Origin of the sequence: Limnoglobus roseus (genome assembly GCF_008254045.1) — a bacterium.
In the GTDB taxonomy this organism is placed as follows: Bacteria; Planctomycetota; Planctomycetia; order Gemmatales; family Gemmataceae; genus Limnoglobus; species Limnoglobus roseus.
Map to the genome: position 1 here is coordinate 3,955,890 of NZ_CP042425.1, position 25,095 is coordinate 3,980,984.

Genomic DNA, 25,095 nt, shown 5'->3' on the forward strand with positions numbered 1-25,095 from the left:
TTTAACCCCTGAAGCGGGGCGACGGGTAGCGGACTTACGGCAATTTCGCGGGCGACTCGGCCGGCTTCGCCCGCTCGCACAGCGCCTGACCGGGCTGCCCCATCGCGCGATAGAGGCGGAACTGCGCGCGGTTGTGGTCGGCGATCGTCTGATAGTAGTCGCGGTACGCCTGATCGAGGGCCGTGACTGCGGCGACGGCTTCGAGCGGGCGGAACACGAGGATCAACAGTTCGCCGACCCGCTTGGTCTGCCCCAACCCTTGCAGGTTCTTCTCGGCCGAGGCCGTCGCGTTGGCCAACCCCTCTTCGGCGGACTTCAGGCGGCGAGCCGTCCGCGACACCTGAGCGTGAGCCTGTACGATCTCGGCCTTCACTTGGTCCTGCACCCGCAGCACTTCCAGGAGCGCCCGGCGGCTCTCGCTCTCTCGCTCGCGGACCGACGCGCGGTTGCCGAGGCCGAGGTTCTGGAACTCCCACACGGCTTGCAGGTCCACGCTGAAGCGGGCACCGAAGTTCTGCACGTCGTCGTTGACGCCGCCGCCGAAATACCCGCCGGCCAGCCCCGGCACGTTCGATCCGACGCCGCGGACCGCGAGCGAGGGGTAGTACGGCCGCCGTTGTTCCTGTTTCACCCTCACGAGGGCCGCCTGAATCACCGCCTGTTGCGACGCGAGTTCCGGCCGGTGCGTCAGTCCGATGGCGAGCAACTCGTCGAGCGGCATGTCCGGGTCGATGAGGCTGACGAGCAGCGACGGGTCTTCGCTCGGCTCGACCAGCGTGCCGGCTTGCAACCGCAACAGCCGCGTGAGTTCGGCGCTCGCCACCTGCCACCGCTCGTAGGCCGATTCCACCGCCTGCCGACGGCGGGCGGCCTCGGCCTTCGCCCGGTTGACTTCCACGTCCGGCGTCAGATCGGGTGCCAGTTTCGCGGTGCGTGCGACCAGGTCGTCGGCCCGCCTCAGGGTTTCGAGCGACCCGGCCACGTCACCGCGGGCCTGCTGGACGTCGAAGTATGCGATGGCGACGGCGAACGTCGTGTCGTTCCGAACCGTCTGGGCGTTCGCCTGCGAGCCACGGAGCACCTGTCGGGCGGCGAGCGGCGCGTACACCGCGTCCGTGACCGACACCACCGCCTGCGGCCCCGCGCCGAGCATCAGCGACGATCGGCTCGTGCCAAAGACGCTGCCGACGATGTCCTGAATCTGGCCGTCGTGGCGGAAGTAATCGACGCCGAGGTTCACGTTCGGTAGCCAGAGGGCGTTCGCGCGGTCCACCCCCGCGGTCGCGAGTCGTACCCGCTCCTCGGCGATCCGGACGTCGAGCGAGTTCGCATTCGTGAGTGCGAACGCAGCCGGCAGAGTAATGGTGAACGTGTCGGCGGACCCCTTCTCGGCCGCCGCCGGTTCCTCGAACTTCGCCTGCTGGATTTCGCGGACGGGCGCTGGTGCCGGCTTCGGCTTCGGGCTTTCGACGCGGGTTGCGATAGGGATCGGCAACGTCTGGTCGTCGAGCGTCGCGCAAGCGGGCACCCCGACAACCAGACAACAGACCAAAACTCGGAGCCGGTGGCGAATGGGAGTCACCTTGGAGGACGTGAGGGTTATCGACCGGATTGCGGGCGGAACTCGACCGTAAGCCCGCGAAACCCGTCGCCCTTGCCCGGTTTGCCTATTCCCTGTCCGCCCACTGCCATCGAGGCGCAGCAGATGGCCGCAGGGAGGCGTAGGAAACCGAAGACCCTGTCAGAAAACGAAGGCGGGGAAGCACTTAGTGCTTCCCCGTGCGACTCGCCGCTATCACTTGCACAAGACTCGAACGGAGAGTGTGGGATTCGAACCCACGGTAGGGTTTCCCCTACGGAAGTTTTCAAGACTTCTGCCTTAAACCGCTCGGCCAACTCTCCGCCCGTATGGTAGCAGATCGCGACAAAATTTGAAGCGGTCCCGTCGCCTCTCGTTCCGAAAGGCGACGGGTTCTCCCCGGCAACTGGCCATCGCCCCGGGAGTTACTATCATTCACGATTCCGCTAGCCGGCCGGAAATCCGTGCGGCCCCTTGTCAGGCCCGGGACGGCCGATACACTCGTAACAGTGTAACTGGGATATTTTTTAGCTACCGTGAGCAGGAGCGACGCGGCGGAGGTAGAACCGAGAAAGAGGAACGGGACGATGTCGATTACGAAGGACCGCAAGACCGAACTCATCAACCAATTCCGACGCAGCGACTCCGATACGGGGTCGCCGGAAGTGCAAATCGCTATCCTCACGGCTCGCATCAACGAGCTGACCGAGCACATGCGCACGCACTCCAAGGATTTCGCCAGCCGTCGCGGGTTGCTGAAGATGGTCAGTTCGCGGGCGGGATTGCTGAACTACCTGCGGGAAACCGAACGAGAACGCTATCTGCAAGTCATCAGCAAGCTCGGCCTGCGGAAGTAACTTCCCACGAGACTCCTTCAAATCGCCATCAGCCGCCGGGACTTCACCCGCGCGGCTGACACCGTTTCTACCACCCGCCGCCCCCACTGACTCCACACTCCGACGAAAGGGTTCGAACAGTGCAAGTCACACGTGTTGAAAAGCAAATCGGCCACGCCACGCTCATCCTCGAAACCGGCAAACTCGCCAAGCAAGCCCATGGGGCCGTCACCGTCCAGTACGGCGAGACGATGGTCCTCGTCGCCGCCACCATGGGTGGCAACATCCCCGGCCGGGACTTCTTCCCGCTCACCGTCGATTATCGCGAAAAGACCTACGCGGCCGGCAAGTTCCCCGGCGGCTTCATCAAGCGTGAAACCCGCCCGAGCACGAAGGAAACGCTCGTCTCCCGGCTCATCGACCGCCCGATCCGCCCGCTGTTCCCGGCCGACTTCACCAAAGAAGTGCAGGTGATGTGTAACACGCTGTCGTTCGACGGCGAGAACGACCCGGACATGCTCGCGATGGTCGGCGCGTCGGCCGCGCTGCACATCTCGCCGATGCCGTTCACCGCGCCGATCGCTGGCGTGCGGGTTGGCCGCGTGGACGGGCAACTCGTCGTCAACCCGACGGCCACGCAGATGGAAACGAGCGACCTCGACCTGATCGTGGCCGGGACGAAGGAAGCGATCACCATGATCGAAGGCTTCGCCCGCGAAATGCCGGAACAGGAGATGGGCGACGCGATCATGTTCGCGCACAAGAACATCGTCGAGATCATCGGCCTCGTGGAAGAACTGCGGACAAAGGCCGGCCTCGCCACGAAGGAACTGCCGCCCCCGCCGGCTGCCAACCCGCTCGTGGACGAACTGCACAAGAAGTACGGGGCCGAATTCCGCAAGAAGTACCTCACCGAAGGTAAGCTCGCCCGGTACGCAGCCCTCGACGAGTTCAAGGCGCAGATCAAGAAGGAATACCTCCCCGAAGGCGATGCCGAACCGAAGTACACGGCCGACCAAGTCTCGGCCGCGGTGTCGGCCCTCCGCGAGAAGATCTTCCGCGAGATCACCCTCAGCGGCACCCGCATCGACGGCCGGCCGGCGAAGCAAATCCGCCCGCTGTGGTGCGAAGTCGGCCCGATCCCCCGCGTCCACGGCTCGGCCGTGTTCCAACGGGGCGAGACGCAAGCCCTCGTGATCGCCACCCTCGGCACGATGCAAGACGAACAGAAGGTGGACGGCCTGCTGCCCGAGTACAGCAAGAAGTTCATGCTCGATTACAACTTCCCTCCGTTCAGCGTCGGCGAGTGCAAGCCGATCCGCGGGCCGGGTCGTCGCGAAATCGGCCACGGCATGTTGGCCGAGCGCAGCCTGAAGGCCGTGATGCCGAACCCGGCGAAGTTCCCGTACACCGTGCGGTTGGTGTCGGAAATTCTCGAATCGAACGGCTCGTCGTCGATGGCCTCCGTCTGCGGCGGCACGCTCGCCCTGATGGACGCCGGTGTGCCGATCCGTCAGCCGGTCGCGGGCATCAGCATCGGCCTCGTGATGGAGAAGGACCAGCACATCCTCATCACCGACATCCAGGGTGACGAAGACCACTACGGCGACATGGACTTCAAGATCGCCGGCACGCAGAACGGCATCACCGGCATCCAACTCGACATCAAACTCGACGGCATAAACGAGGCGATCGTGCGAGCGGCCCTCGAACAAGGGAAGGACGCCCGTCGCGAGATTCTCCGCACCCTGCTGAAGACGCTGATCTCGCCGCGGAAGGAAATCAGCATCAACGCGCCGCGTCTACTGACGGTGAAGATCAACCCGGAAAAGATCGGCCTGCTCATCGGGCCGGGCGGCAAGACGATTCGCGCGATTCAGGAAGAGACGGGCGCGAAGCTCGACGTGGACAACGACGGCACGGTGCAGATCGCTCACAGCGACGCGGCCGGGGCGGACGAGGCGAAGCGCCGCGTCGAAGCCCTGTGCGAAGAAGTGAAGGTCGGCAAGATTTACGACGGCAAGGTGTCGAGCATCAAGGACTTCGGGGCGTTCATCGAGATCATGCCCGGTCGCGACGGCCTGTGCCACATCAGCGAACTCGACCACGGCTACGTCGGCCGGGTGGACGACGTGGTGCGGGTCGGCGACAAGGTGCAGGTGAAGGTCATCGGCATCGACGATCAGGACCGCGTGAAACTGTCCCGCAAGGCCCTGCTGGCGCCCCCGCCGCCGCGTGAAGGCGGCGACGAAGGCGGCGACCAAGGTGGCCCGCCGCCCCGCGAACGGGGTGGCGACCGCGGGGATCGTGGCGACCGGGGCGAACGCCGTGGCGGTGGCGACCGCGGGGGCCGCGAGCGGAGCGGCGGCGGGGATCGGGGTGGCGACCGCGGCGGACATCGCGATCGCGATTAATCCGTGAGAAGTTGGAAGCCCACCCGCTCTAACGGGTGGGCTTTTTCTTTTGGGGGTCGGCCCATGAGCTTTAAGGTTCAGTTTCGAAGCTGCAACTACAAGTTCGCGGACGGTGCCAAGTACACCATGCACGGCAACTGGGGCCAGTCCCCCGTCATCGACCTCGGGCTGACCGACCCGGAGCGCAACGCCGTCCTCACCCTCCTCCGGCAACGCGGCCAACGCCGCATCAGCCACGACGACCGCGTCCAGGTTACGCTGCCGGACGGCGCGTGCGTCACGGTCCACCTCGTCGGTCTGCTCGCCAACAAGACTTGTTTCGACGGCATCGTGGTGGCCCCCGAACTCACCCCGGCGCTCGCCAACTTCGTCTTCGACCTGGCGAAAGCCGGCAACTTCATGTTCGCGATGGAGAGCTTCCCGCGGCCGATCGTCATTTCCGAGAAACAGCACCGCGTGATGGTCCTGACGTTCCCCGGCGTGCGTATCGCAACGTCCGCGACGCAACTCTGGCAACTCGTCGGCCCATCTACTGCGAAAGAAACGCCGGCCGAAGACGCCCCACCGGAAGGACCGCCAGTCGAAGAAGCAAAATCGCCCGAACCGGCGGCCGAATAGCGGGCATGGACGAGCCACTGAACGCCGTCGTGACCTTTCGCACTTCTCGCAGCCGGACCGCCAGTTACTTGGCCCTGAGCGCGATCTTGTTTACGTTGGCCTGCGCCAGCTGGATGAGCGAAACAGAGGGCAACCTGGGACCGTGCGTGGCGGTCTTCGCCCTCTTCGCCGGTTGGATCATCGTCTGGTCGACGCTCCGGGTCGCAGCAGCAGCCCGATCTGTGACTCGCGATAGCCTCTTGGTGGTAACGCTGTTTCACTTCCGCAGGTACGCTTGGGTAGATCTGAACAGTTGGGGCACGTCCGTGATCGACATTGACACCGGGCGACGCGGCGTCTGGTTCAAGTTTAACGGTCGATTCTTCAGCCTCGATTTTCACGAATCCGACTTCGCCCGCCCCGGCTTCGACCGCTTCCTCGAACTCTTGCGGCAGTACGTCGGCGACAAGGAACGACCGACGTGAAATCGCGCGAAAAATCTGACCACCTGGACCGTTGTTGCTGTGACGGTTGCCGGGGCAACACACGCGAAGTCCCCGCCCCGCCCCCTCAGCGGCCCACTGCTGGACCTGTGCGAGTATCACTATCGGAGGGCGTCTTCGAACAGTCCGGCCTGGTCCCGCACTACGCCGGTACGGAATTGTTACTTTGATTTGATTCCCTCGACCCGCTTGAGCAGACTCCGGACCTCGTCCCAAAGGGCGAGACAATCCTTTCGTTCTTCGGCGGAAAGTTTCTCCATCTCGGCCGGCTCGCGCAGCCCCACCAGGTCGGGTTCCGTTTGGCACTCCGTGAGTAGGAACTGAACGGCGTCACGGTTACCCACTCCCGAACTCGTGTCCAGTATTCGACTCCACTGCGTCAGGTCCGCCCTAAGCCACAACCGCGCTTGCGATCGCCATTTCTCTCTTTCTTGTTGGGTCAGGCCTGTCGCGCCCTCGCCGCGACCGCACCCGGCCAGCGCCGCGGCGCGAGCGGCCTGCCAGCGGTGCCGGAGCCGCGTGTCGTCGGCCAGTTTCGGGTCGGCGGCGAACGCATCGGCGTAGAGGCGGGCCAGGGCGACGGTCCGGTTGGTGAACTGGCACTCGCCGACCAGGGCCAGGCGTTCGTCGTTGTCTTGGGGCTGGTGCTTCCCCGCCAGGAACGCAGGGAGGTTTGGCAGGATCAGCCGATGGGCCTCGCGACGGAGCACGTGGTAAATCCAGGCGTCCTGATCCACCGCCCGGACAGCACGCCAGTCGTGCGAAACGATCGCGGCGGCCAGCGTTCGGCGGGCTTCCGGCTCCTGTCCCGTTTTGTAGAGGGCCATTGCCAACACGAGGCGGGGAGCCGGCCCGAGCACGCGCGATGCGTCGCCACGCATGGTTGCAATCGCTCGCTCGAATTCTCCCTGTCGGAACTCTGCCAAACCTCGGGGGAACAGATAGTACGGATAGACTCCGAGATTTTTGGACCGATCGACCGCGAGCGCACGGTCGGAAAGCGCCCTCGCCTTGGCCAGTTCTTCCCCCGTCGCCGGGAAGAGTAAACAGGTCCGGCTTGTGCGCTCGGCGACGGGCGGGTCGGCGCTCGCCCCGAACCGCGCCAGCAACTGTTGACGCTGGCGAAGGTATTCGCTTTCGTTCCCAAGGAACAGGCAGAGTTCGGCGTACCCGTACCAGGCGGCGTGCTCGGGGGGCGAAGCAGCGAGCGCGGCTTGCCAGGCCACTCGCGCTTGTTCCGTGCGACCCAGCCGCAGCAAACATTCGCGCAGCGCGGCCTGGTACTCGGTGCGCGTCGGGTCGAGTCCGACGGCCCGGGCGTGGGGGGCGACGGCTGCTTCCGGCCGTCCCTGGCGTTCAAGGCAGCGGCCGAGGTCGGAGTGGAGGAGGGCCGAATCGGGAATGGCGAGAACGGCGCGTTCGAGTAGCCCGACGGCCTCGTCGTGCCGGTTCTGCCGCGACAGGGCCCGGGCGAGGTTCGACTGGAACATGGCGCCGCCCGGGTCGAGCTCGACGGCTCGTCGGTAGTGGCCGAGGGCGTCTTCGGGGCGGGCCACCTCTTGTAAAAGGCGGGCGAGGTTGTTGTGCGCCATGGCCGACTTTGGGCGGAGGGCCACGGCCGCCTGGAAGAACCCGACCGCCTCCCCGGCACGCCCCGCGTCGAACAGCAAGTTGCCGATCCGGTGGTTGTTCCAGAAGTCGTCCGGGTGCTCGCGGAGGATTCGCTTCAGGAAATCAAGGTGCAACGCATGGGTGGCCGAGTGCCAACTCGCCTCGACCGCGTGCAACAGCGACACCGGCGTATCCTTAACGGGAGCGGATCGGACCAACTCTGCTACGGCCGCCTGATTCAACCGGATGTCCGGGTCACGGGCACGGTCGCGCCAGCCGGTCGCGTCCGGATCGGCCCCCCTCGCGACCTTAAGAACCCATCTCTTCTGGCGTTCGTCCCGGGTGCAGACGGACCAGTGGTCGAGGGCGGCGACCAGTGCGTTCCGGATGTGCGAGCCTTTCACCCGAGCCGCCACAACGTCCGGATCCTCGTCGGCCGTCCCGAGGTCGGCATGGCCAAACGCTTCGGCATACGCCGCCCCGGAACTTCCAACCACCCCGCCGACGGTGCCGGCTTCCGCCAGCCGGATTTTCTCCAACCGGTCCGCGAGCGCCAGGTCGCGCGTGCCCTCGTCCACGAGGTGGCGGAGTTCGGCAGGCCCGCCGTCGCCAAGTCGACCCTCGGCTCGATTCCGGGCGGCAACGGCCTTTGGCCAGTCGGACGCTTCCAGGCCCTCGTTCATTTCTTGCAGGTCTTTCTCCGCGGCTCGGGCCGTCGCCGCCCGGTCGGAGAAGTACCACAGTCCTCCACCGGTCAACGTCAGCGCCAACGCCAGGGAAACCGTCACCGCCGCCGAAAGGGCCGGCCGACGACGGACTCGCCGCATCAACCGCGCCACAAGACCTTCCGGCCGTGCCGCGATCGCCTCGCCCCGAAGGAAGCGGTTGAGATCGTCGGCCAGCGCCGCCGCGGTGGCGTAGCGGGTCCGCGGTTCCTTGCCCAGGCACTTCAGGCAGATGGTCTCCAGGTCACGCGGCACCTTCCCGTTCAACCGCGAGGGCGGCACCGGGTCCTGGGTGAGGAGTTGATGGACCGTTTCCGCCGCGCTCTCCGCGCGGAACGGCGGTCGGCCCGTGAGCAGTTCGTAGAGGATTGCCCCGAGGGCGTAGACGTCCGCCGGCGGGCCGACCCCGCCCGTCCCGCCGCGGGCCTGCTCGGGAGCCATGTAACACGGCGTGCCGACCGCGGCCCCGGTTCGGGTGAGCCCCGCCTCGCCGCCGAGCCGCCGGGCCAAGCCGAAGTCGCTGACCTTGGGGACGCCATCGGCGGTGAGGAGCACATTCGCGGGCTTCAGATCGCGGTGGATGATGCCGGCATGGTGGGCCGCGGAAACGGCGTCGGCGAGGAGAGCCAGGAGCGTTGCCGCCTCGCGTGCCGGCAGCGGGGCCCCGGCCAACTTCTGGGCGAGGCTGCCCCCCTCGACGTACTCCATCGTGAAGTACGGCCGGCCGGCCGAGTCGCCCACGTCGTGGACTTGAACGACGTTCGCGTGCCGGAGGGCGGCGACGGCTTCCGCCTCCCGGTGGAAGCGTTCCCGCTCGTGCGCCCCCGCGTACGCGCCGGACAGGGCCATCTTCAGGGCGACGACGCGGTTAAGCCGCAGGTGCCGGGCCTTGAACACGACGCCCATGCCGCCGGCGCCGAGAACGGACTCGACTTCGTAACCCGGGATGGCGGGGAGGGGCGTGTCCTCCGTGGCAGAGGGGGAACCGTCTGAACTTGAATCCGTCTCGGGGGGGAACATGGCGTCGAGTTCGGCCCGCGCGCGGACGACTTGCCGCCAGCGTTCGCGAACCACGGGCAGCAGTTCGACGCACGAGCTACAGACCGCTTCGGGCGTGGCACCCGAGGCGAGCAACTCTTCCAGTAACGCATGGACACGCGGGTCATCCGGCACGAGTTTCTCCCATGTGGGTGTGCCCCCGGCCGTGTCGCCCGCACCGAGGGTGCCGGGTTCAAGATGCTTCGGGAGGCGTGTCATCCGGGCGGAGGTCGCCCAGGCGCTCGGTCAGCAGCACCAGGCCGCGGTCCAGCCGCCGCTTGACCGTCTTCGGCGTAACGCCGAGAACTTCCGCGACCTCGATCTGCGCCATGCCTTGCATCCGCACCAGGTCGAACACCTCCCGCTCGTCCGGGGGTAGGGCGTCAATCGCCGCGATGATCCGGCGGCATTCCGTGCTCAGGCCGGAGTCGCTGCCTGGCAGCGCGGGCACTAGCCCCTCGATCACCGCAACGGCGCGGGGTTGCTGATCTAAGCGTCGGGCCAGGTCATTGAGTTCCCACCGAGTGTGCTGGGCGGCGAGGGCGAAGAACTGCCGCACCGTCGTCGGCCGCGCCTCCCGGAGGGCCTTGAGGAGGCGTTCCACGACGGCGCTCAGCATCTCGTCTGATTGCAAGTTGAGGGGCGGGCGGGTCAGTCGCGGGTAATTGCGGTGAAGGAGCGTGGCGCACAACTGGTGTAGCCGCCGGGCGGCCCGGTCGAGCAACGCCCGGACGACCGGTTCGGCGGGGCCGTCGCCGGCCAACTCGTCCAGGTACCGCTGGACGACCGCCGTGGTGTGTTGGTTGTCCAAAACTATTTCCCGTTCGGGTGGCAGGGCGACGGAACCGAGTATATCGCCGCCGGTGTCTGTTCTCCACGCTTAATAGCGTCGGGACTAAGAACGGGCCGTCAAGTGCTCGTGGCGGGAGCAGATCGCTAACTCGTCGCCGACGTGCGGCGTGTGCCCGATTGGACCCCGCGGTTTCGTCTTCACACCAACTTGAAGGAAGCGAGTATGTCCGCATCGTCATCGCGAGTTCGAAGTGCCGTCTCATACCGAGTGGTGGCCGCATCAAGCTGTTGCCTTCTCTTCGCCGCATCGGGCTGTGGTCTGAAAACCGCTCCGGCCGCCGGCGCGGAGATCCCCGCGGTCAACCCGCCTCCCGCGCCGGCCAAAGTCAACGAGACGAAGCCACTTCCGGACGACGCCATCCGCCCGTTCCGCGCCTACGTGTCTGAAGAACAACTCGCCGATCTCCGGCGGCGCGTTGCGGCAACGCGGTGGCCCGACAAGGAGACAGTCGCGGACGCTTCGCAAGGCGTGCAACTCGCGACGATGCAGAAACTGGCACGCTATTGGAACAACGAGTACGACTGGCGAAAGTGTGAAACGCGGTTGAACGCCCTGCCGCAGTTCGTCACCACGATCGACGGGATCGACATTCACTTCATTCACGTCCAGTCGAAGCACGAAAAGGCGCTGCCGGTCGTCGTCACACACGGGTGGCCCGGCTCGGTCATCGAGCAGTTGAAGATCATCGGTCCGCTCACCGACCCGACGGCGTTCGGCGGCCGGGCGGAGGACGCCTTCGACGTGGTGATCCCATCGTTGCCGGGCTACAGTTTTTCCGGCAAGCCGGCCGCGACCGGGTGGGACCCCGCTCGCATCGCCCGGGCTTGGGTCGTCCTCATGAAACGCCTCGGGTATTCCCGGTTCGTCGCGCAGGGCGGCGATTGGGGGAATGCCGTGTCGGAGCGAATGGCCCTCCTGGCGCCGCCGGAGTTGCTCGGTATCGCCACCAACATGGCGGCCACCGTCCCGGCTGACGTTTCCACGGCGCTCAAGTACGGCCAAGCGCCGCCGACGAATCTTTCCGCCGACGAGCGAAAGGCGTGGGACCAACTCGCCGACTTCTTCAAGAACGGTTTGGGGTACGCCAACGAAATGGCCAACCGCCCGCAGACCCTGTACGGGATCGCGGATTCGCCCGTCGGGCTGGCCGGCTGGATTCTCGACCACGACGCCCGCAGCCAAGAACTCATCGCCCGCGTCTTCGACGGCCGGGCCGAGGGGCTGACACGCGACGACGTCCTCGACAACATCACCCTCTACTGGCTGACGAACACGGCCGTCTCCTCGGCCCGTCTCTACTGGGAGAACAAGCAAACGGCCAAGCTGAGCTTCTTCGACCCCAAGGGCGTCGCCATCCCGGTCGCCGTGAGCGTCTTCCCCGACGAAATCTACGCCGCGCCGCGGACGTGGGCCGAGCGGGCGTACCCGAAGCTCATCCACTACAACCGGCTCGCCAAGGGCGGACACTTCGCCGCCTGGGAACAGCCGGAGGCGTTCGTCCAGGAACTCCGCGTGGCGTTCAAGTCACTGCGTTGAACGAGTCGCGTGCTGTGAATCAATCGAATCGCCACGCCGCCTACTCGGCGCGGCGATTCTGGCTTCCGAGGCGTTGGGGACGACCACCGACGAGGATAAAATGCTCTCCGAGGACGCCACCCGATGAATCGAAATTTACCCACCCCCTGGAAACCCAACAAGGCCCAGCTGCTCGCCGCGCAGGACAAGCTCGTCCCGGATCTCATCGCCAAGGACCTCATTGTCCTCTTCGCGGGCATCAACCCCGGACTGTACACGGCGGCCATCGGCCACCACTTCGGCCGTCCCGGCAACCGCTTCTGGCCCGCCCTTCACGGCGGCGGCTTCACGCCGCGGCTTTTCTCGCCTTTTGAAGAATCGCTCCTCCTCGACCTCAAGTTCGGCATCACCAACGTGGTCGAACGCGCCACCGCCCGCGCCGATGAACTGACCGACGACGAACTCCGCGCCGGCGGCCGGCGGCTTCAGGCCAAGGTCAAACGCTGGCACCCCACCGTCGTCGCGTTCGTCGGCATCGGCCCTTACCGGGTCGTCTCCGGCATCAAGGACGCCCGCGTCGGTCTCCAAAAGGATCCGTTCGGCGGCAGCCACGCCTGGGTCCTCCCCAACCCCAGTGGCCTCAACGCCCACTACCAGCCCGCCGTCCTCGCACAACTCTTCGGAGAACTCCACCTCTGGTCCACGGCCCAGCACGAGGGCCGCCAAAATCAGAAGTGAGGCCGTCGACGTATCTCCAGGAGGGTAGTCGGTTCGGCGGCGTGTAAATCGCGGCTAGAAGTCGCATATTGACGCTATGCTGCATCTCGGAGGGAATCATGTCAACATCCAGCCCATTACCCACAACCGCCGATCCGCCCTCGCCCCCACTTCCTGTCGCGACCGCCAGGCCGAGTGCCGCTCCCTCTGCTCCGACACAAACCCGCCGCTGGCGCTCCCGGCTGATCTGGATCGGTGCCGTCGTGGTCGTGATCGGTCTCGCCGTTGTGTTCGGGGCGATCCCTTACGTTCGCTATCGCCTGACCCACTCGCTGACCGACGATGCGTTCGTCGAATCCCACTTGACCCATCTCGGCGCGCAGACGCCCGGACTGCTCACCCGCGTGCTCGTCGAGGAGCGGGACACGGTTAAGGCCGGGCAGTTGCTCGCCGAGATCGACCCTGAGCCGCACCGCCGGGCGGTCGATCTCGCCGCCGCGAAGCGGGCCAAGGCCGAGGGCGAATTGACTCTGGAGCGGTCCACCTGGGAACGGCTGGTGAAGGAGCACCCGCGCCGGGTGGCCGCCGCGAAGGCCGACCTCGAGTACGCCGAAGCCGGGGTGGCCCAGGCGAAGACCGAGTTGGAGGTCGTTCGGGTGGACGTGGACAAGGCCGTCCGGGAGGCGGAAGCGGCGGTCGCGTCGGCCAAGGCCGTGCAGGTCAAAGCGGCCGAGGACGCGACCCGGTACGAGAAGTTGTTCAAGCAGGAGTCCGTGCCCAAGGTCAAGTGGGAGGATGCGGTGAAGGCGCTCGCGTCGGCTGACGCCGACGTGCAGACCGCCGACGCTCGGCTCGACCGCGCCAGTTCGAACCGCCGCAAGGCGGCCATCGCCGAGCAAACGGTCGCGGTCGCGGTGAGCCGCCGGAACAAGGCCGGTGAAGAACTGCGGCTCGCGGAACTCGGCTTGCTGGCGGTGGAAGAGGCCGAGCTCAAGGTGAAGGTGTTGGAACTCGAAGTGAGCCAGGCCCGGCGGAACGAGTCGTGGGTGCGGATCCAGCTCGAGTACTGCCGCATCGTCGCGCCGTTCGACGGCGTTGTGGTCAAACGCTACCGGAACCCAGGGGACCACGCCCCGCTCGGTTCGCCGATTCTGAGTCTCTATGACGCGGACCTTGTGTTCGTGACGGCCTACCTGGAAGAGGACCGACTGGCGGGAGTGTCCCCGGGGAACGCCGTGGCGCTGAAACTCGACGCCTTTTCGCAGACTCTCGGCGGCCGGGTGGTATGGATCGGGCAGGCGACGGGGGCGAACTTCGCCCTCGTCCCGCGCGACGTCAGTTCGGGCGAGTTCACCAAAGTGCCGCAGCGGGTGCCGGTGCGCATCCTGCCCGATCGCGACGAGCGGTGGGGCGAACTGCGGCCGGGGTTGTCGGTGTCCGTTGTCTTCGATCACGGCCCCGGTGACCCGGAATGGGCGAGGGTCCAAGCGGAGCAGTTGCGGGCGCGGGGCGAACGCGGGGTCAGCCCGCTGGCCGTAACGAGTCCGGGGGGCGGGCCGTGACCGCCTCGCGTTCGCCGGAACGCGACTTCCTGGACCACGCCGGCGTGATCTTCGCCGTCGTCCCGGCCATGCTCCTGGCGGGGATCACGGCGACGCTGACCGACCTGCCGCGTATCTTCGTGGTCAGTGAACTGGCGTCGGATCGGTACCGATTCCAGTGGGTCACCGGGGCGACGTTGCTCGGCGGCGTCGTGGGGATCGCGAGCCTGGGGTGGCTGGCGGCACACCTCGGGCTGCGCCGCTGCTACCTGGGCGGGCTGTTCCTTTACGCGGTCGGGAGTGGGGCCGCGTCGATGGTCGGGGGGACCGACGCACTGGCCGTCGCGCGGTTCGTACAGAGTTGGGGCAACGGTCTGGTGGCCACGACCGTATTAGCGGTCCTGTGGCGCGAGTTCCCGGCACACCGCGACCTCGGCATCGCGGTGTTCGCGTTCGGCATCTACTTCGGCCGCATCGCCGGGCCGAGCGTCAGCACGTGGCTGATTACCCACGACGACTGGCGAACCGTGTTCTACGCCACCGGGGCGGCGGGCGCGATCGGCGTATTCGTGGCCTGGCAGGGGCTGCGGCAGGACGCGCCGGCGAGAGAGCCGCCGGGAGAGTTCGACTTCCTGGGCATGGCACTGCTGATCGGGTGGGTGCTCTGTTTGGTGATCGGGTTGTACCGGTTCCAGTTGTGGGGCTGGGGGCGGGCGAACGAAACGCTCGCGGTGGCCGGGCTGGGGCTGATCCTGTTCACGGCGTTCCTGTGGCGGCAGTTCGCCGCACGGCATCCCCTTCTGCAACTGCACCTGTTCGCCCGCCACCATTTTGCGATGGGGGTGATTAGCAAGGCGCTGGTGGACGGTCAATTCTTCGCCGTGCTGGCCATCATGACGCGGTACATGGCGGTGACCCGCGACTACCCGCGGATCACCACCGGGGCGGCGCTGCTGCCGGCGGTCGCGGCGATGACCGTGACTCTCGCGATCACGGCGAAGTTCGGCACGCGGAACAACCGCAAGCTGCGGCTGCTGATCGGCCTGGCCGGGATGACCCTTGCAACGTGGCAGTTGACCCGCGTGGACCTCTTCACGCCCAAGGAATGGGTGAGCGGGGTGTTGGCGGCATGGGCGGCTTCGGTCGGGCTGATCGCCTCGCCGGTGATCTGCATCGCCCAGGACAACCTGCGGCCGGAGGAGATCGCCGGGTCGGCGAGCATCAAGAACCTCGGCCTGGTGCTACCGGGGGCGCTGTGCGGCGGGCTGATCGCGATCGCCAGCGAGCGAGCGGGCGACCGCTATTTCGACTCGCTCCGGCAAACGATCCAGGTGAACCGCACGCCGGTCGGCGACGTGTCGGCCGGGCTGACGGACTGGATCACCCGCACGCACGGCAGCGGGCCGAACGTGGCCGAACTTCAGGCCGCCCAGTTGTTGGGGCGGTACGTTCGGGCCACAGCCTCGGTGTTCGCGGATCAGACCGCGTTCGGGTGGCTGACCGTCATCAGTGCGGCGACCTTCGTGCTCGCCTGCTTCCTCCGGCGAGCGCCGACGGAAATGCCCGGACCGCAGCGGGGCTGATGGAGTCGTCCCGGCTACCGATCGGCCGGCCGCGGTGCCGGCGGCGAATCGGCGGCGGGCGGTTTTAAGGACGGCTCAGGCTGGGAAGCCCCTCCCGTCGCGAACTTCATTCGGGCGAGCGCGATCACGAGATCGTACCGGGCGGAGTTCAAATTCTGCTCGGCCTGGATCAGGGCCGTCTCGGCGTCCACCACGTCGGTCGGCTTGGCGTCCCCGCGGGCGTACCGGTTGCGGACCAACCGGAGCGTCTCCGCCGCCTGCCCGGTGGCCGTCCGGGCCTGCTTCAATCGGCCGACCGCGTCCTCGATGTTCCGATACGCGACGTGCGTCTCGAACGCGATCGTGTCGCACACCTGTTGCCCCTGGGCGAACGCGACTTCGATTTCCGCGTCGGCCCCGCGCACCTCGGCCCGCCGGCGGCCGCCCTCGTACAGGTTCCACTTCAGGAAGATGCCCGCGTCGGCCACCTGCGCGTTCTGCACGCGGCTTCCGTCGACCAGTGCCCCGCCGCCGTTCGCGGTGATGACGGGCAGAAAGTCGGCCCGCGCTGCGTCGGCGCCACGGCCGGCGATCGCCACGCCGTAGCGGACCACGGAGAGTTCCGGCCGTCCGGCGACCGCCTGAGCCAGACAGTCTTCCAACCGAACCGGGTATTCGTCGAGGTCCGCGGTCCGGTCGGCCACCCGCGTCGGAGCGCTGACGTTGACGCCCATCGCCCGGTTCAGCGCCGCGACCGCGATCTGTGCTTCACTGGTGGCGGTGATGAGCCCCTGCCGCACGTCGGCCAGAAAGACTTCGGCCCGGAGCACGTCCTCGCGGGTCAGCGCGCCGTTCGTGGCCAGGTTCCGCACGTCCTTGAGCGCCGCCTCGGCCCGCACCACGGCCCGCTCGGCAACCAACCGCGAAGCGCGGGCCTGGAGGACGCGGGCGTAGTTGAGGGCGACGTCGAACGCGACCGCCTGTCGAGTCCTCTCCCACTGCCACCGGGCCACCTCGGCCCGCATCGAAGCCTGGTCGTGGACGGCCAACCGCTTACCGAACTGGAACACAGTCCACTGAACCCGGAGGTCGAGGGCCTCAAAGTCCTGGTTCCCCGGCCCGAATCCCCGCACCGGTAGGACGGGGAACCGCCCGCCGTCCGGGATGCCGACAAAGCCGGCCTGGCTGGAATACGTCTGGAACCCGTAGTTCATCCCGACCGTCGGCAGGAAGGCGGCGTAGGCGGAGCCCTCGCCCGCTTCGCGCACCGCGGCGACCCACCGGGCCTCGGCGAGGCGGGGGCTGTGCTGCATCGCCAGCTCTTCGGCCATCTCAAGGGTGAGTGGCTGGTCCAGCGGCGGCTGGGGCTCTCGCGCCGGTCCGGCCGCAGCCGGCACGACAGGGTCGTAATCCTTCGGGAGAACTTGCGGGGCCGTAACGCGAGCCGCGAATCGCTCGGATGCCGGCGGTAGGGGGCGAGAAACGCACCCGATCCCGGCCAGCAAGAGGGACGTAACGGAGACAGCCGGTCTCATCGAATGGTCCTGCCCGGTTACCGGAACTGTCACCGGGATGGTGTCTCGCACCAATCCACATCTAGAAAGCGCGGGACATAGCGTGGCGCGATTCTCAGGTCAATCCTAACGTCGAGGGAGCGATGGGCGGCTTCTCATACGTCAGCCCGGTGGGGCAGCGAAAAGTGTCAATACCCCGTACGGTAGGCGGGCAGTGAGACCAAGAACTCGGCCCCCGTGCCGGGGCCGTCACTGAATGCCGAGACGTGCCCCCCGTGAAGCTCAACCAAGGTTTTGACCAGGGCGAGGCCGATTCCGAGGCCACTCGTCCGTTGTTCGGCGAGTCGGGAACCTTGCGAATAGAGATCGAAGACCCGTGGTAGCAAGTGTGGTTCAATCCCCCGACCGTTGTCACGGATGCAGAGCACGATCTGCTTGTCTTCGGCCCCCACGGTTAGACTGATACGGCCGCCGGGAGGGGTGTACTTGGCCGCGTTGGAGAGCAGATTCGTCAGGACCTGCTCCAACCGCGACGGGTCGGCAAGAACGAGCAGTGGCTGCGGAGGGCGTTTAACCTGCAGCCCGTGCCCGGATCGGGCCATCAGGTGGTTGACGGTCTCGATCGCCCGTTCTGCAATGACCGAGACGTCCACAATTTCCTGACGCAGGACCAGCTTACCGTGGCAACCTGCGCAGACGTCGAAGACGTCATCAATGATCCGCGCGGCCCTCGCCGTCTGGCGTTCCGCGATCATCCTCGCCCGCCGTGCATCGGGGTTGGCCGAGTCCGGCATCGCCGCCAAAGCGTACAGCGCTGCGGCGAGCGGGCTTCTCAGCTCGTGCGCCAGGGTCGTCAGCAAATCCCCGGCCCGCCCTGCTTCCGATCCTACCGTAGCGAGGAGCGTGCTCCCCATAACTCGTTCGATCACCGGCGAAATGAGGCGACTGCGCATGGTTATCGCTCCGTGGGGAATGCTCTGAGGAATTGATGACAAGACTGAATCGAACGACGAAAGGTACTCGACACATTGGCGCGGCCCGGGATGTATCGTGTTTGTTTCTCGACTGCACATCTAAAAGCGTGACGAGGGGACAGCGGAGCTTATGTGATTTGACCCGTGATCCACTATCTACTCGATGATGACTCGGTTGTCGGATCGGTCTATCACCTGATTCCAGCACTCACGCCGGGACGGACCGGCAGTCCGTCCGGCGTGAGTGCTCGTGGGCGAGGACGAGGGGGGTTGCCCGAGAATTGGAGGTCCGGCTTCGGCCCGGCTGGGGTCGTAGACGAGGAGAACCTCGGTCGCCCCGTTCGGGCGACCTACCGATCGGCCCGGCCGATCGGCTCGCGGCACGACCAAGAATAGCGTCAGCGGTGGGCTTCCGATCGGGCCGCTTGCCCGTCACTCCAAATCGGTCGTACGATTCGTCACTTCCCCAGAGCCTTCACCATGCCCGCGGCGAACCGTTCGCCGAGTGTGATCTGACTCGCCGCATCGAAATGGGTGCCCTGATCCTGTGTGTGCAAACCCGCGGCGGAAACGAAGAACGCTCCCGGCACTTTCCCGGCGACCGACTTTTGAGCGGCCCGCACCGCATCCCGCTTGCCGTTGTCGTACACCTCACCGACGCCGAACGGCAGACCGGGGGCTTCGAGATCCTTTCGCACGCGCGTGATGAACTGGGACAAAAGGGCTTCGTACTTCTCCGCCGTCAGACCGGCGTCGCTTTCGCCCTGATGCCAAATCATGCCGCGCAGGTCGAACGTGTGCTTCCCGTCCTTGAGCTCCTTGAGCGATTGCCGCGTGAATGTCAGGAAGGCCGCGTAGAGTTTATCCTTGGCGTCGGGGTTCCAGTCTTTCGCAAGGCTGGTGCCGCCTTCGGCGTACTTGATGAGCGTGACGTTCTTGCCTTTGAAGTGGTCTGCCAGGCCGCGGCCGAACGCGACCTCCGGGCCGAACGACTTGCCTGGTAGCGTAGTGATTCTCGGCTTTCCCGGTGGCACGCTCCAACCGGGTTGCAGCGGTTGAAAGCCGTTGCTCGTCAACACCGGCCCGCGCTGCGACGAACAGGAGTATGCGATCCGCACGTCGGCCTGCGGCTTCGCCCACTTCGCGAGGGGGCCGGTCAACTCCTCGGCTTTCCCGCGGCCGTCGCAGTTCGACTGCCCCGCCACAAGGAAGACTTCGTAATGGTCCGCCCTCGCGCCCGTCGCGACGACGAAGAGCATCACCGCCAGAATGGATCGCGTCATTGCCTCTCTGGATGTTCAGTTGCCGGCCGGCGTCTCGGTTTTGCCGCCGAAGGCACTCACCGGGAGATCAAACTTCTCCGGGGAGTCGGGCTTCTCGGGGTCGAACGAACCGACGTCCGCGGCGAGGTGCTTCGCCAACGCGGGCACACTCGCTTTGATCCCCTCGACCACGCAGCGGGCGAGTTCGTAGCCGCCGTAGGCGTTGTGGTGTGTGTTGTCCTTCAGTGCCTCGTCCCGGCCGGGGAACGTCTTGGCCGGGTAGTGCACGAACGCGCGGGCCGACTTCTCCGGCCCCAGCGCGGCGTACAGCTTCAGGCTCATCGCGTGCAGGTCGATCACTGGTACCTTCTCCTCTTTGCCGACTTGCCGCACCGCGGCGGCGTAGTCCGCCAGCGTCGGGGTCGGCTGGCCCGCGTCGTTGAACCTCCGGCGTTCCATCGGTGCCACCAGTACGGGCAGGCCGCCTTTGCCGCGGGCCGCGGCGACGAACCGTTTGAGGTCCGCCTTGTAGGTGGTGAACGCCCCGGCCCCGGCTCGCTTGTCCTTCTGGTCGTTGTGGCCGAACTGAATGAACAGGTAGTCGCCCGGCTTCATCATGCCGAGAATCTTGGCGAGCCGCTTCTGGCCCTCGAACGAGAACAGGGCGAGGCCCGATTCCGCGTGGTTGGACACCGCCACGGTCGGCCCGAAAAACCGCGGGAGCATCTGGCCCCACCCGGCGAACGGCTCGTGCCGTTGGTCCGTGACGGTCGAATCGCCGGCGAGAAAGACCGTCACCGCGTCCGTCACGGGCACGATCTCAACGGACACCACGCCCGGCTTCTTGCCGTTGAATTCCAGCGTGAGCAGGTCGTCCCAACCCGGCGTCACCGGCGGGCCCTTCTCGCGGTCGTTCAGCTTGGCGACGCCGGGCCGGCGGACGTTCACGGTGAAGACGCGGGTCTCGAACTTGCCGGGCGTCGTGTCCACGCGCTCGACCATCAGGCGGCGGGTCTCGGCCTTGACCGTGGTGGAGGTGGCCGCCGTTGCGGAGCCGAACCGCATCGTCACGCGGTAGTTCCCCTCGTCCAGCGACACCGCGAAGAGAGCGGGATCCTTCGGCGACGCGGTCAGGAACCCGTGGCCGCGGGCGGCGTCAAAGACCTGCCCGGCAGCAACGGCCGTGAAGCCGGCCGGCGGTTCGCCCGACTCGAAGGTATACCGTTGGCCCACGGCGAGCGTGGGGACCGCCTTCACCAGTTCTTCGGCCACGAGGCGGCCGACGGCTGTGCTGCCCTTCGCGTTCAGGTGCGTGTTGTCGATCTCCGTGCCCTTCCGCGGCGAGAACGTGTCGATCTCCGCCCGCCCGAGCCGTTCGTAGAGTTCAATTGACCGCGCGTGCAGATCGATCAGCGGCACCTTCCTGTCCTTCGCGACGGCCTTCACCGCTTCGACGTAGGGCACGAGCGTCGAATGAATCTTGCCGTCGGCGGCCCAGTCACGGCGGCTGAGGGACGTGACGAGGACCGGCTTCGCGCCCGCGGCAAGCACGTCCTCGACAAACTGCGTCAGGTTCGCCTTGAAGGTCGTCGCCGGGTCGGTGCCGCGTTTCGGGTCGTCGGTCTTCTGGTCGTTGTGACCGAACTGGATGAGGACGTAGTCCGGTTTCGCGGCGAGCACCTTCTTCCACAGCCCCTCGTCGCGGAAACTCTTGGAACTCCGCCCGCCCACTGAGAAGTTGAGGACTTCGACCGACTTCGGCAGGGCCGACGTGAAGCCTTCGCCCCAGCCGGCCTGGGCCGTGACGGTCGAATCGCCGGCGAGCGCGATTCGCACACGCGGTTCCTCGGTGCGGCCGGGCACGGTCAGGCACAGGAGTACGAGAACGGCGGTTCGCATGATCGGCCTCGTGGGGAGAGGGGCGTCGCGTTACGGTCGAAGTTTGGACTTCAGCATCCAGGCCAGGGCGTCCTGCGGCCACGCCTTCGCGTCGCGGGTGCAGCGAAGGCCGTAGCCATGGCCGCCCGTCGGGTAGAGCTTGAACTCGTGGACGACCCCGGCGGCGTCGAGTGCCGCGTGGTAGAGTTTACTGCCGGGAACGTAGGGCTTGTCGTCTTCGCTGTGAACGATGAGCGTCGGGGGAACCTTCGCCTTCAAGTTCAGGTCGGTGGAAACGTGCCCGTCCTTGTCGTCCAGATAGGCCGGGTACACCAGCACGGCGAAGTCCGGCCGACAACTGAGCCGATCGACGGCGTCGAGAGCGGGGTAGCTTCGCTCGTCGAACTGCGTACTCGCCCGTGCGGCCAGGTGCCCGCCGGCCGAGAAGCCCATGATGCCGAGGCGGTCGGGATCGACGTTCCACGCGGCCGCGTTCTGGCGGGTCAGGCTCAGGGCACGCTGGGCATCCTGCAAGGCCCCGCCGCGGTTGTTGGGGGCGCGGTACTTCAGCACGACGGCCGTGATGCCGTTGCCGTTCAGCCACGCGGCGACGTCGGTGCCTTCCTTGTCGATGCACAGGTAACTGTACCCGCCGCCCGGGCAGACGATCACGGCCGGGGCGGCCTTGTCCTTCTTCGGGGCGGGGAACACGGTCAGCGTCGGCTTGCTGATGTTCGTCACACGGCGGACGCCGTCCCCTTTCGCGGGCAGGTCCGCCTCGGCTTGCCGGGCACCGTTGCCCGGCATTTTCTCGGCTGGCCAAACATCGACTTCCGTCAGGGGTCGCACCGGCGGCGCGTTCGCCGGGGGCGACTCGGCGGGTTTCGGGCCGTACAGTTCCAACTCGATGATGGCGAGCACGCCCTTACCCGCTGGGGTCGGCGCGTCGCCGTCGTTCGTGGTGGCCCCGGTCACTTCCGTCATGTCGAATGCGTTCGACGCTTTCGGCGAGCCGGTGAGCGCGATGCGGACGGCCTTGCCGGACGTGGGCTTCAGCGACAGCGTGACGTAACCGAGCGTGGGCGACGTCGGGCCGTTGAAAGCCTCTTTGCCATCGACCGTCACCCGGAGCGGGTACGACAGCCGCTTGAACTGGCCGAGCTTCAGCGTGATCTCGCTCACGGTCGCGGCGGCGGGAAGTTCGCACTCGATCCACGCGCTCGCGAGTTTGCTCTCGCTGGTCCAGGTAGTCTTCTCGTTGTCGTCGGTGGCCGCCACGGCCGTGTCGGCTTTGGACCCCGCCGTCACGCGGGCGATTTTCAAGGGCGTGCGCGTCGGCGGGTTCGATACCCCTTTCGGCGTCGGCCCGCGGCCCAGGTAGGACGCGAGTAGTTGCGAGGGGCCGGCCACCGACGTGAACGTGACGCTCGCCGGCGGTAGACCGGTGGCAACCGCCTTGAGTGTGATCGCCCCGGCGGTCGGTGTACTGCGGATCAGCACGCGGTTCACGCCGCACTGCACCGGGAGCGACTTCGCGAGAATGTAATTGTCCTTGCGGTCCACGTCGAAGGCGACGCCACCTCGCCACTCGGCCGGGCCGGCCAGCGAGAACTGCACGAGGTCCAGGGCCGTCGGGCAGCGGCGACCGTCCTTGTCGATCACCTCGACATCGACCATCGCAACATCCGCCCCGTCGGCCCGCAGCCCGCCCGGTCCCGTGTGCGGGGTCAACCTGAGGGCGTGCGGCGGCCCGGCCGTGATCAATGCCGTCGAACAAACCTCGCGGCCCGCGGCATCGACGCCGACTGCCTTCAAGGTGCCGGGCTCGAACGCGACGTTCTTCAGCGTGAACAGGAAGCCCATCGACTTCGTCGCGGCCGGTAGCGGCTTGCCGTTTAGTGACACCTTCACAACTGCCGCCGAGGACACGACGAGCACGTCTTTCACCGTGCCGGGGTCGTAGTTCCAGTGGCCGATGATGTGCGCCCGCGGCGTTTCCGGATCGACCCAGCCGTCCCACATGACCTGGTTCGCGAAGTAGCCGTCCTTCGGCAACCGCACGGCATCGACCTCGCCGGAACAGCGGTAGTTGGCCGCGCCGCGGAAGTGCGAGTTGGAATCGCTGAAGATGATGTTCACCCCGCCCGCGTTGACCCGCGACCCGGTGCCGGGGCGTTCGCGGTAGTAGTCGTACCACCGGGCGACGGCCTCGACGGCGAACGTGTCCTGGTTGCGGTTGTAGGCGGCCGGGTTGTCCTTGCCGTGCGCGGGGCCGTCGCCGTCCTTGTGCCGCGGCGGCGAGAGCGCGTCCCAGTACTTGCGGAGGGCCTCGTCGCGAGAGTATTCCATTGCCCACATCGGCTTCGTCGCGGACTTGTTCACGTAGAGCATGTCCCCGCCGTATTCCGCCGTCGCCTGGTCGAGCATATTCCGGCAGCCGATGGCCCGCCCGCCGTGCGGGTCGAACTGGTCACGGACCTTTTTCATCTCCAGCATGTGCTCGTCGGAGATGCCCGCGTTGCCGGCCTCGTAGAGGATGACCGACGGGTTGTTGCGGTTGTAGACGATCGCGTCTCGCATCAATTCGACCCGCTGCTGCCAGCGCCGGCCGGTCACATCCTTCTCGGAATCGCCGGCCGGCATGGCCTGCATCAGACCGACGCGGTCGCACGACTCGACGTCCTGTTTCCACGGCGTGACGTGCATCCACCGCACGAGGTTTGCCCCGCCCTCGACCATCAGGCGGTTGGAGTGATCCGACATCCAGGCCGGAACGGCACTGCCGAGGGCCGGCCATTCGTTCGTGGTCCGCTGGGCATAGCCGTGGAGGTGGATCGCCCGGTCGTTCAGCGTGACGTGGCCGCGGGCGAATTCCGTCTTCCGGAAGCCGGTGCGCGTGGCGACCGTGTCCACCGCCGTGTTTTCGACCTTGAGCGAGGTGTGAACGGTGTACAGGTACCCGTAACCCCACGACCAGAACTGCACATCCTTGATCGCGGCAGACGCTGTGACGACCGTCGTTTGGCCCGGCCCGAGGGTGACGGGTTTGTCCGCCGTGAACGTGGCCACGCGCTTGCCGTTCAGGTCGTCGATCGTCCCGTCGAACGCGAACGTCTTCGCCTCGGCGTAGTCGTTCTTCACCTGAGCCTCGACGACCACGGTGGCCGTGCGGTTCGCGACGTTCATGTCCTTCGCGTAAACGTACACGCCGGTGGTACCGAGGTTTGAGTACAGCGGCAGCGTCTGGTGCAGTCGGTCCTTGACGTGCAGGATCACGTTCTTGTTGATGCCGCCGTAGTTGGCGTAGAAGTTCTTGTCCGACCACTGGTAGCCAGATTTCGTGGCCCGTTCGCGGTAGTTCCATGCCGAGTCGGTGCGGACGGCGATCACATTCTCCTGGCCGGCCGGCTTGAGGGCGGGGGTAATGTCCAACCCGAACGCCATCACGCCGTTCTCGTGGACGCCGACGCTGGTGCCGTTGACGAACACCTCGGCCCCGTGACGGACGCCCTCAAATTCGAGGTACACCTTCTTGCCCGTCGTGTCGTTCGGTAGCACGAACCGCTTGCGATACCAGGCCACGCCCGTTCGCAGGTCGTGGACGTCCTTGGCGAAGGCGTCGTCCTCGTTCCACGCCCGCGGGAGTGTCACCGGCGTCCACGTCGCATCGTCGAAACCGGGCGTCTCGGCTCCCTTGGCATCGCCGACGGTGAGTCGCCAATCGGAATTGAAGCTCGTTCGCGTCTCGGCACGGGTCGGGATCGAACTCGCGAAACCGGCCACTACGAGGAGAAGGAACCGAAACAACGACTTCATGGGAGAGTCCGAAATCGGTTGAATTGCGAGGGCGCGAGTGAAGGAAAAAAACATATCCCCCGACCCGGCAGCTTCAATCTACACAGGCCGAACCTCCAATTCACCGAGTAAAGTCGCGGTCCGAAAACGGGGGATGCATCGACCAAAGCGGTACGCGCCG

16 protein-coding genes and 1 tRNA gene are annotated in these 25,095 nt (G+C 66.5%); 8 read left to right on the forward strand and 9 right to left on the reverse strand.

Annotation, left to right across the window (positions count from 1 at the left end):
• Positions 1-34: 34 nt before the first annotated feature.
• Both PX52LOC_RS16425 and PX52LOC_RS16430 read right to left on the reverse strand, forming a co-directional pair.
• The gene (locus PX52LOC_RS16425; protein WP_149111129.1) at positions 35-1,528 is read right to left on the reverse strand and encodes a TolC family protein; all 1,494 of its coding nucleotides are present in this window, start codon (positions 1,526-1,528) and stop codon (positions 35-37) included.
• 287 nt (positions 1,529-1,815) lie between these two features.
• A tRNA-Ser gene (locus PX52LOC_RS16430) sits at positions 1,816-1,902 on the reverse strand.
• A gap of 264 nt (positions 1,903-2,166) precedes the next feature.
• On the opposite strand from PX52LOC_RS16430, the gene rpsO reads away from it, so the two are divergent.
• The 4 genes from rpsO to PX52LOC_RS16450 all read left to right on the forward strand — a co-directional run bounded on the left by rpsO (position 2,167) and on the right by PX52LOC_RS16450 (position 5,911).
• Positions 2,167-2,436, forward strand: coding sequence for a 30S ribosomal protein S15 (gene rpsO, locus PX52LOC_RS16435; RefSeq protein ID WP_149111130.1), 270 nt, complete (start codon positions 2,167-2,169; stop codon positions 2,434-2,436).
• Positions 2,437-2,555: 119 nt separating this feature from the next.
• On the forward strand, positions 2,556-4,829 hold the full coding sequence (gene pnp / locus PX52LOC_RS16440) for a polyribonucleotide nucleotidyltransferase (RefSeq protein WP_149111131.1): 2,274 nt from the start codon (positions 2,556-2,558) through the stop codon (positions 4,827-4,829).
• Between the two features lie 63 nt (positions 4,830-4,892).
• On the forward strand, positions 4,893-5,447 hold the full coding sequence (locus PX52LOC_RS16445) for a hypothetical protein (protein WP_149111132.1): 555 nt from the start codon (positions 4,893-4,895) through the stop codon (positions 5,445-5,447).
• A gap of 5 nt (positions 5,448-5,452) precedes the next feature.
• The gene (locus PX52LOC_RS16450) at positions 5,453-5,911 is read left to right on the forward strand and encodes a hypothetical protein (RefSeq protein ID WP_149111133.1); all 459 of its coding nucleotides are present in this window, start codon (positions 5,453-5,455) and stop codon (positions 5,909-5,911) included.
• Positions 5,912-6,090: 179 nt separating this feature from the next.
• Here PX52LOC_RS16450 and PX52LOC_RS16455 read toward each other — a convergent pair whose 3' ends face one another.
• Both PX52LOC_RS16455 and PX52LOC_RS16460 read right to left on the reverse strand, forming a co-directional pair.
• A complete protein-coding gene (locus tag PX52LOC_RS16455) occupies positions 6,091-9,522 on the reverse strand; it encodes a protein kinase domain-containing protein (RefSeq protein ID WP_149111134.1) in 3,432 nt (1,143 codons plus the stop codon).
• Complete coding sequence (locus PX52LOC_RS16460) at positions 9,497-10,114, reverse strand: sigma-70 family RNA polymerase sigma factor (protein WP_149111135.1); 618 nt, start codon at positions 10,112-10,114, stop codon at positions 9,497-9,499. Before PX52LOC_RS16460 ends, PX52LOC_RS16455 begins: the two co-directional genes overlap by 26 nt.
• Positions 10,115-10,366: 252 nt before the next feature.
• Between PX52LOC_RS16460 and PX52LOC_RS16465 the strand changes: the two genes are divergently transcribed.
• From PX52LOC_RS16465 to PX52LOC_RS16480, 4 genes are all read left to right on the forward strand, one after another.
• Entirely contained in the window at positions 10,367-11,692 is a 1,326-nt protein-coding gene (locus PX52LOC_RS16465; protein WP_218575375.1) for an epoxide hydrolase family protein, read from the forward strand.
• A gap of 123 nt (positions 11,693-11,815) precedes the next feature.
• Entirely contained in the window at positions 11,816-12,409 is a 594-nt protein-coding gene (locus PX52LOC_RS16470) for a mismatch-specific DNA-glycosylase (protein WP_149111137.1), read from the forward strand.
• 242 nt (positions 12,410-12,651) lie between these two features.
• Entirely contained in the window at positions 12,652-13,950 is a 1,299-nt protein-coding gene (locus PX52LOC_RS16475; RefSeq protein WP_168219037.1) for an HlyD family secretion protein, read from the forward strand.
• Entirely contained in the window at positions 13,947-15,512 is a 1,566-nt protein-coding gene (locus PX52LOC_RS16480) for an MFS transporter (protein WP_168219038.1), read from the forward strand. The genes PX52LOC_RS16475 and PX52LOC_RS16480 overlap by 4 nt, the downstream gene beginning before the upstream one ends.
• A 14-nt stretch (positions 15,513-15,526) precedes the next feature.
• On the opposite strand, the gene PX52LOC_RS16485 is transcribed toward PX52LOC_RS16480, so the two are convergent.
• The 5 genes from PX52LOC_RS16485 to PX52LOC_RS16505 form a co-directional block, all read right to left on the reverse strand.
• Entirely contained in the window at positions 15,527-17,026 is a 1,500-nt protein-coding gene (locus tag PX52LOC_RS16485; RefSeq protein ID WP_149111140.1) for a TolC family protein, read from the reverse strand.
• A gap of 167 nt (positions 17,027-17,193) precedes the next feature.
• Positions 17,194-17,958: a sensor histidine kinase gene (locus PX52LOC_RS16490; protein WP_168219039.1), complete on the reverse strand. Its 765-nt coding sequence runs from the start codon at positions 17,956-17,958 to the stop codon at positions 17,194-17,196.
• A 479-nt stretch (positions 17,959-18,437) separates the two neighbouring features.
• The gene (locus tag PX52LOC_RS16495) at positions 18,438-19,262 is read right to left on the reverse strand and encodes a sialate O-acetylesterase (RefSeq protein WP_149111142.1); all 825 of its coding nucleotides are present in this window, start codon (positions 19,260-19,262) and stop codon (positions 18,438-18,440) included.
• 15 nt (positions 19,263-19,277) lie between these two features.
• Positions 19,278-21,140 carry a rhamnogalacturonan acetylesterase gene (locus PX52LOC_RS16500; protein ID WP_149111143.1) on the reverse strand — a complete coding sequence of 621 codons (1,863 nt, stop codon included), beginning with the start codon at positions 21,138-21,140 and terminating at the stop codon, positions 19,278-19,280.
• A 30-nt stretch (positions 21,141-21,170) separates the two neighbouring features.
• Positions 21,171-24,935, reverse strand: coding sequence for a sugar-binding domain-containing protein (locus PX52LOC_RS16505; protein WP_149111144.1), 3,765 nt, complete (start codon positions 24,933-24,935; stop codon positions 21,171-21,173).
• Between the last annotated feature and the right edge of the window lie 160 nt (positions 24,936-25,095).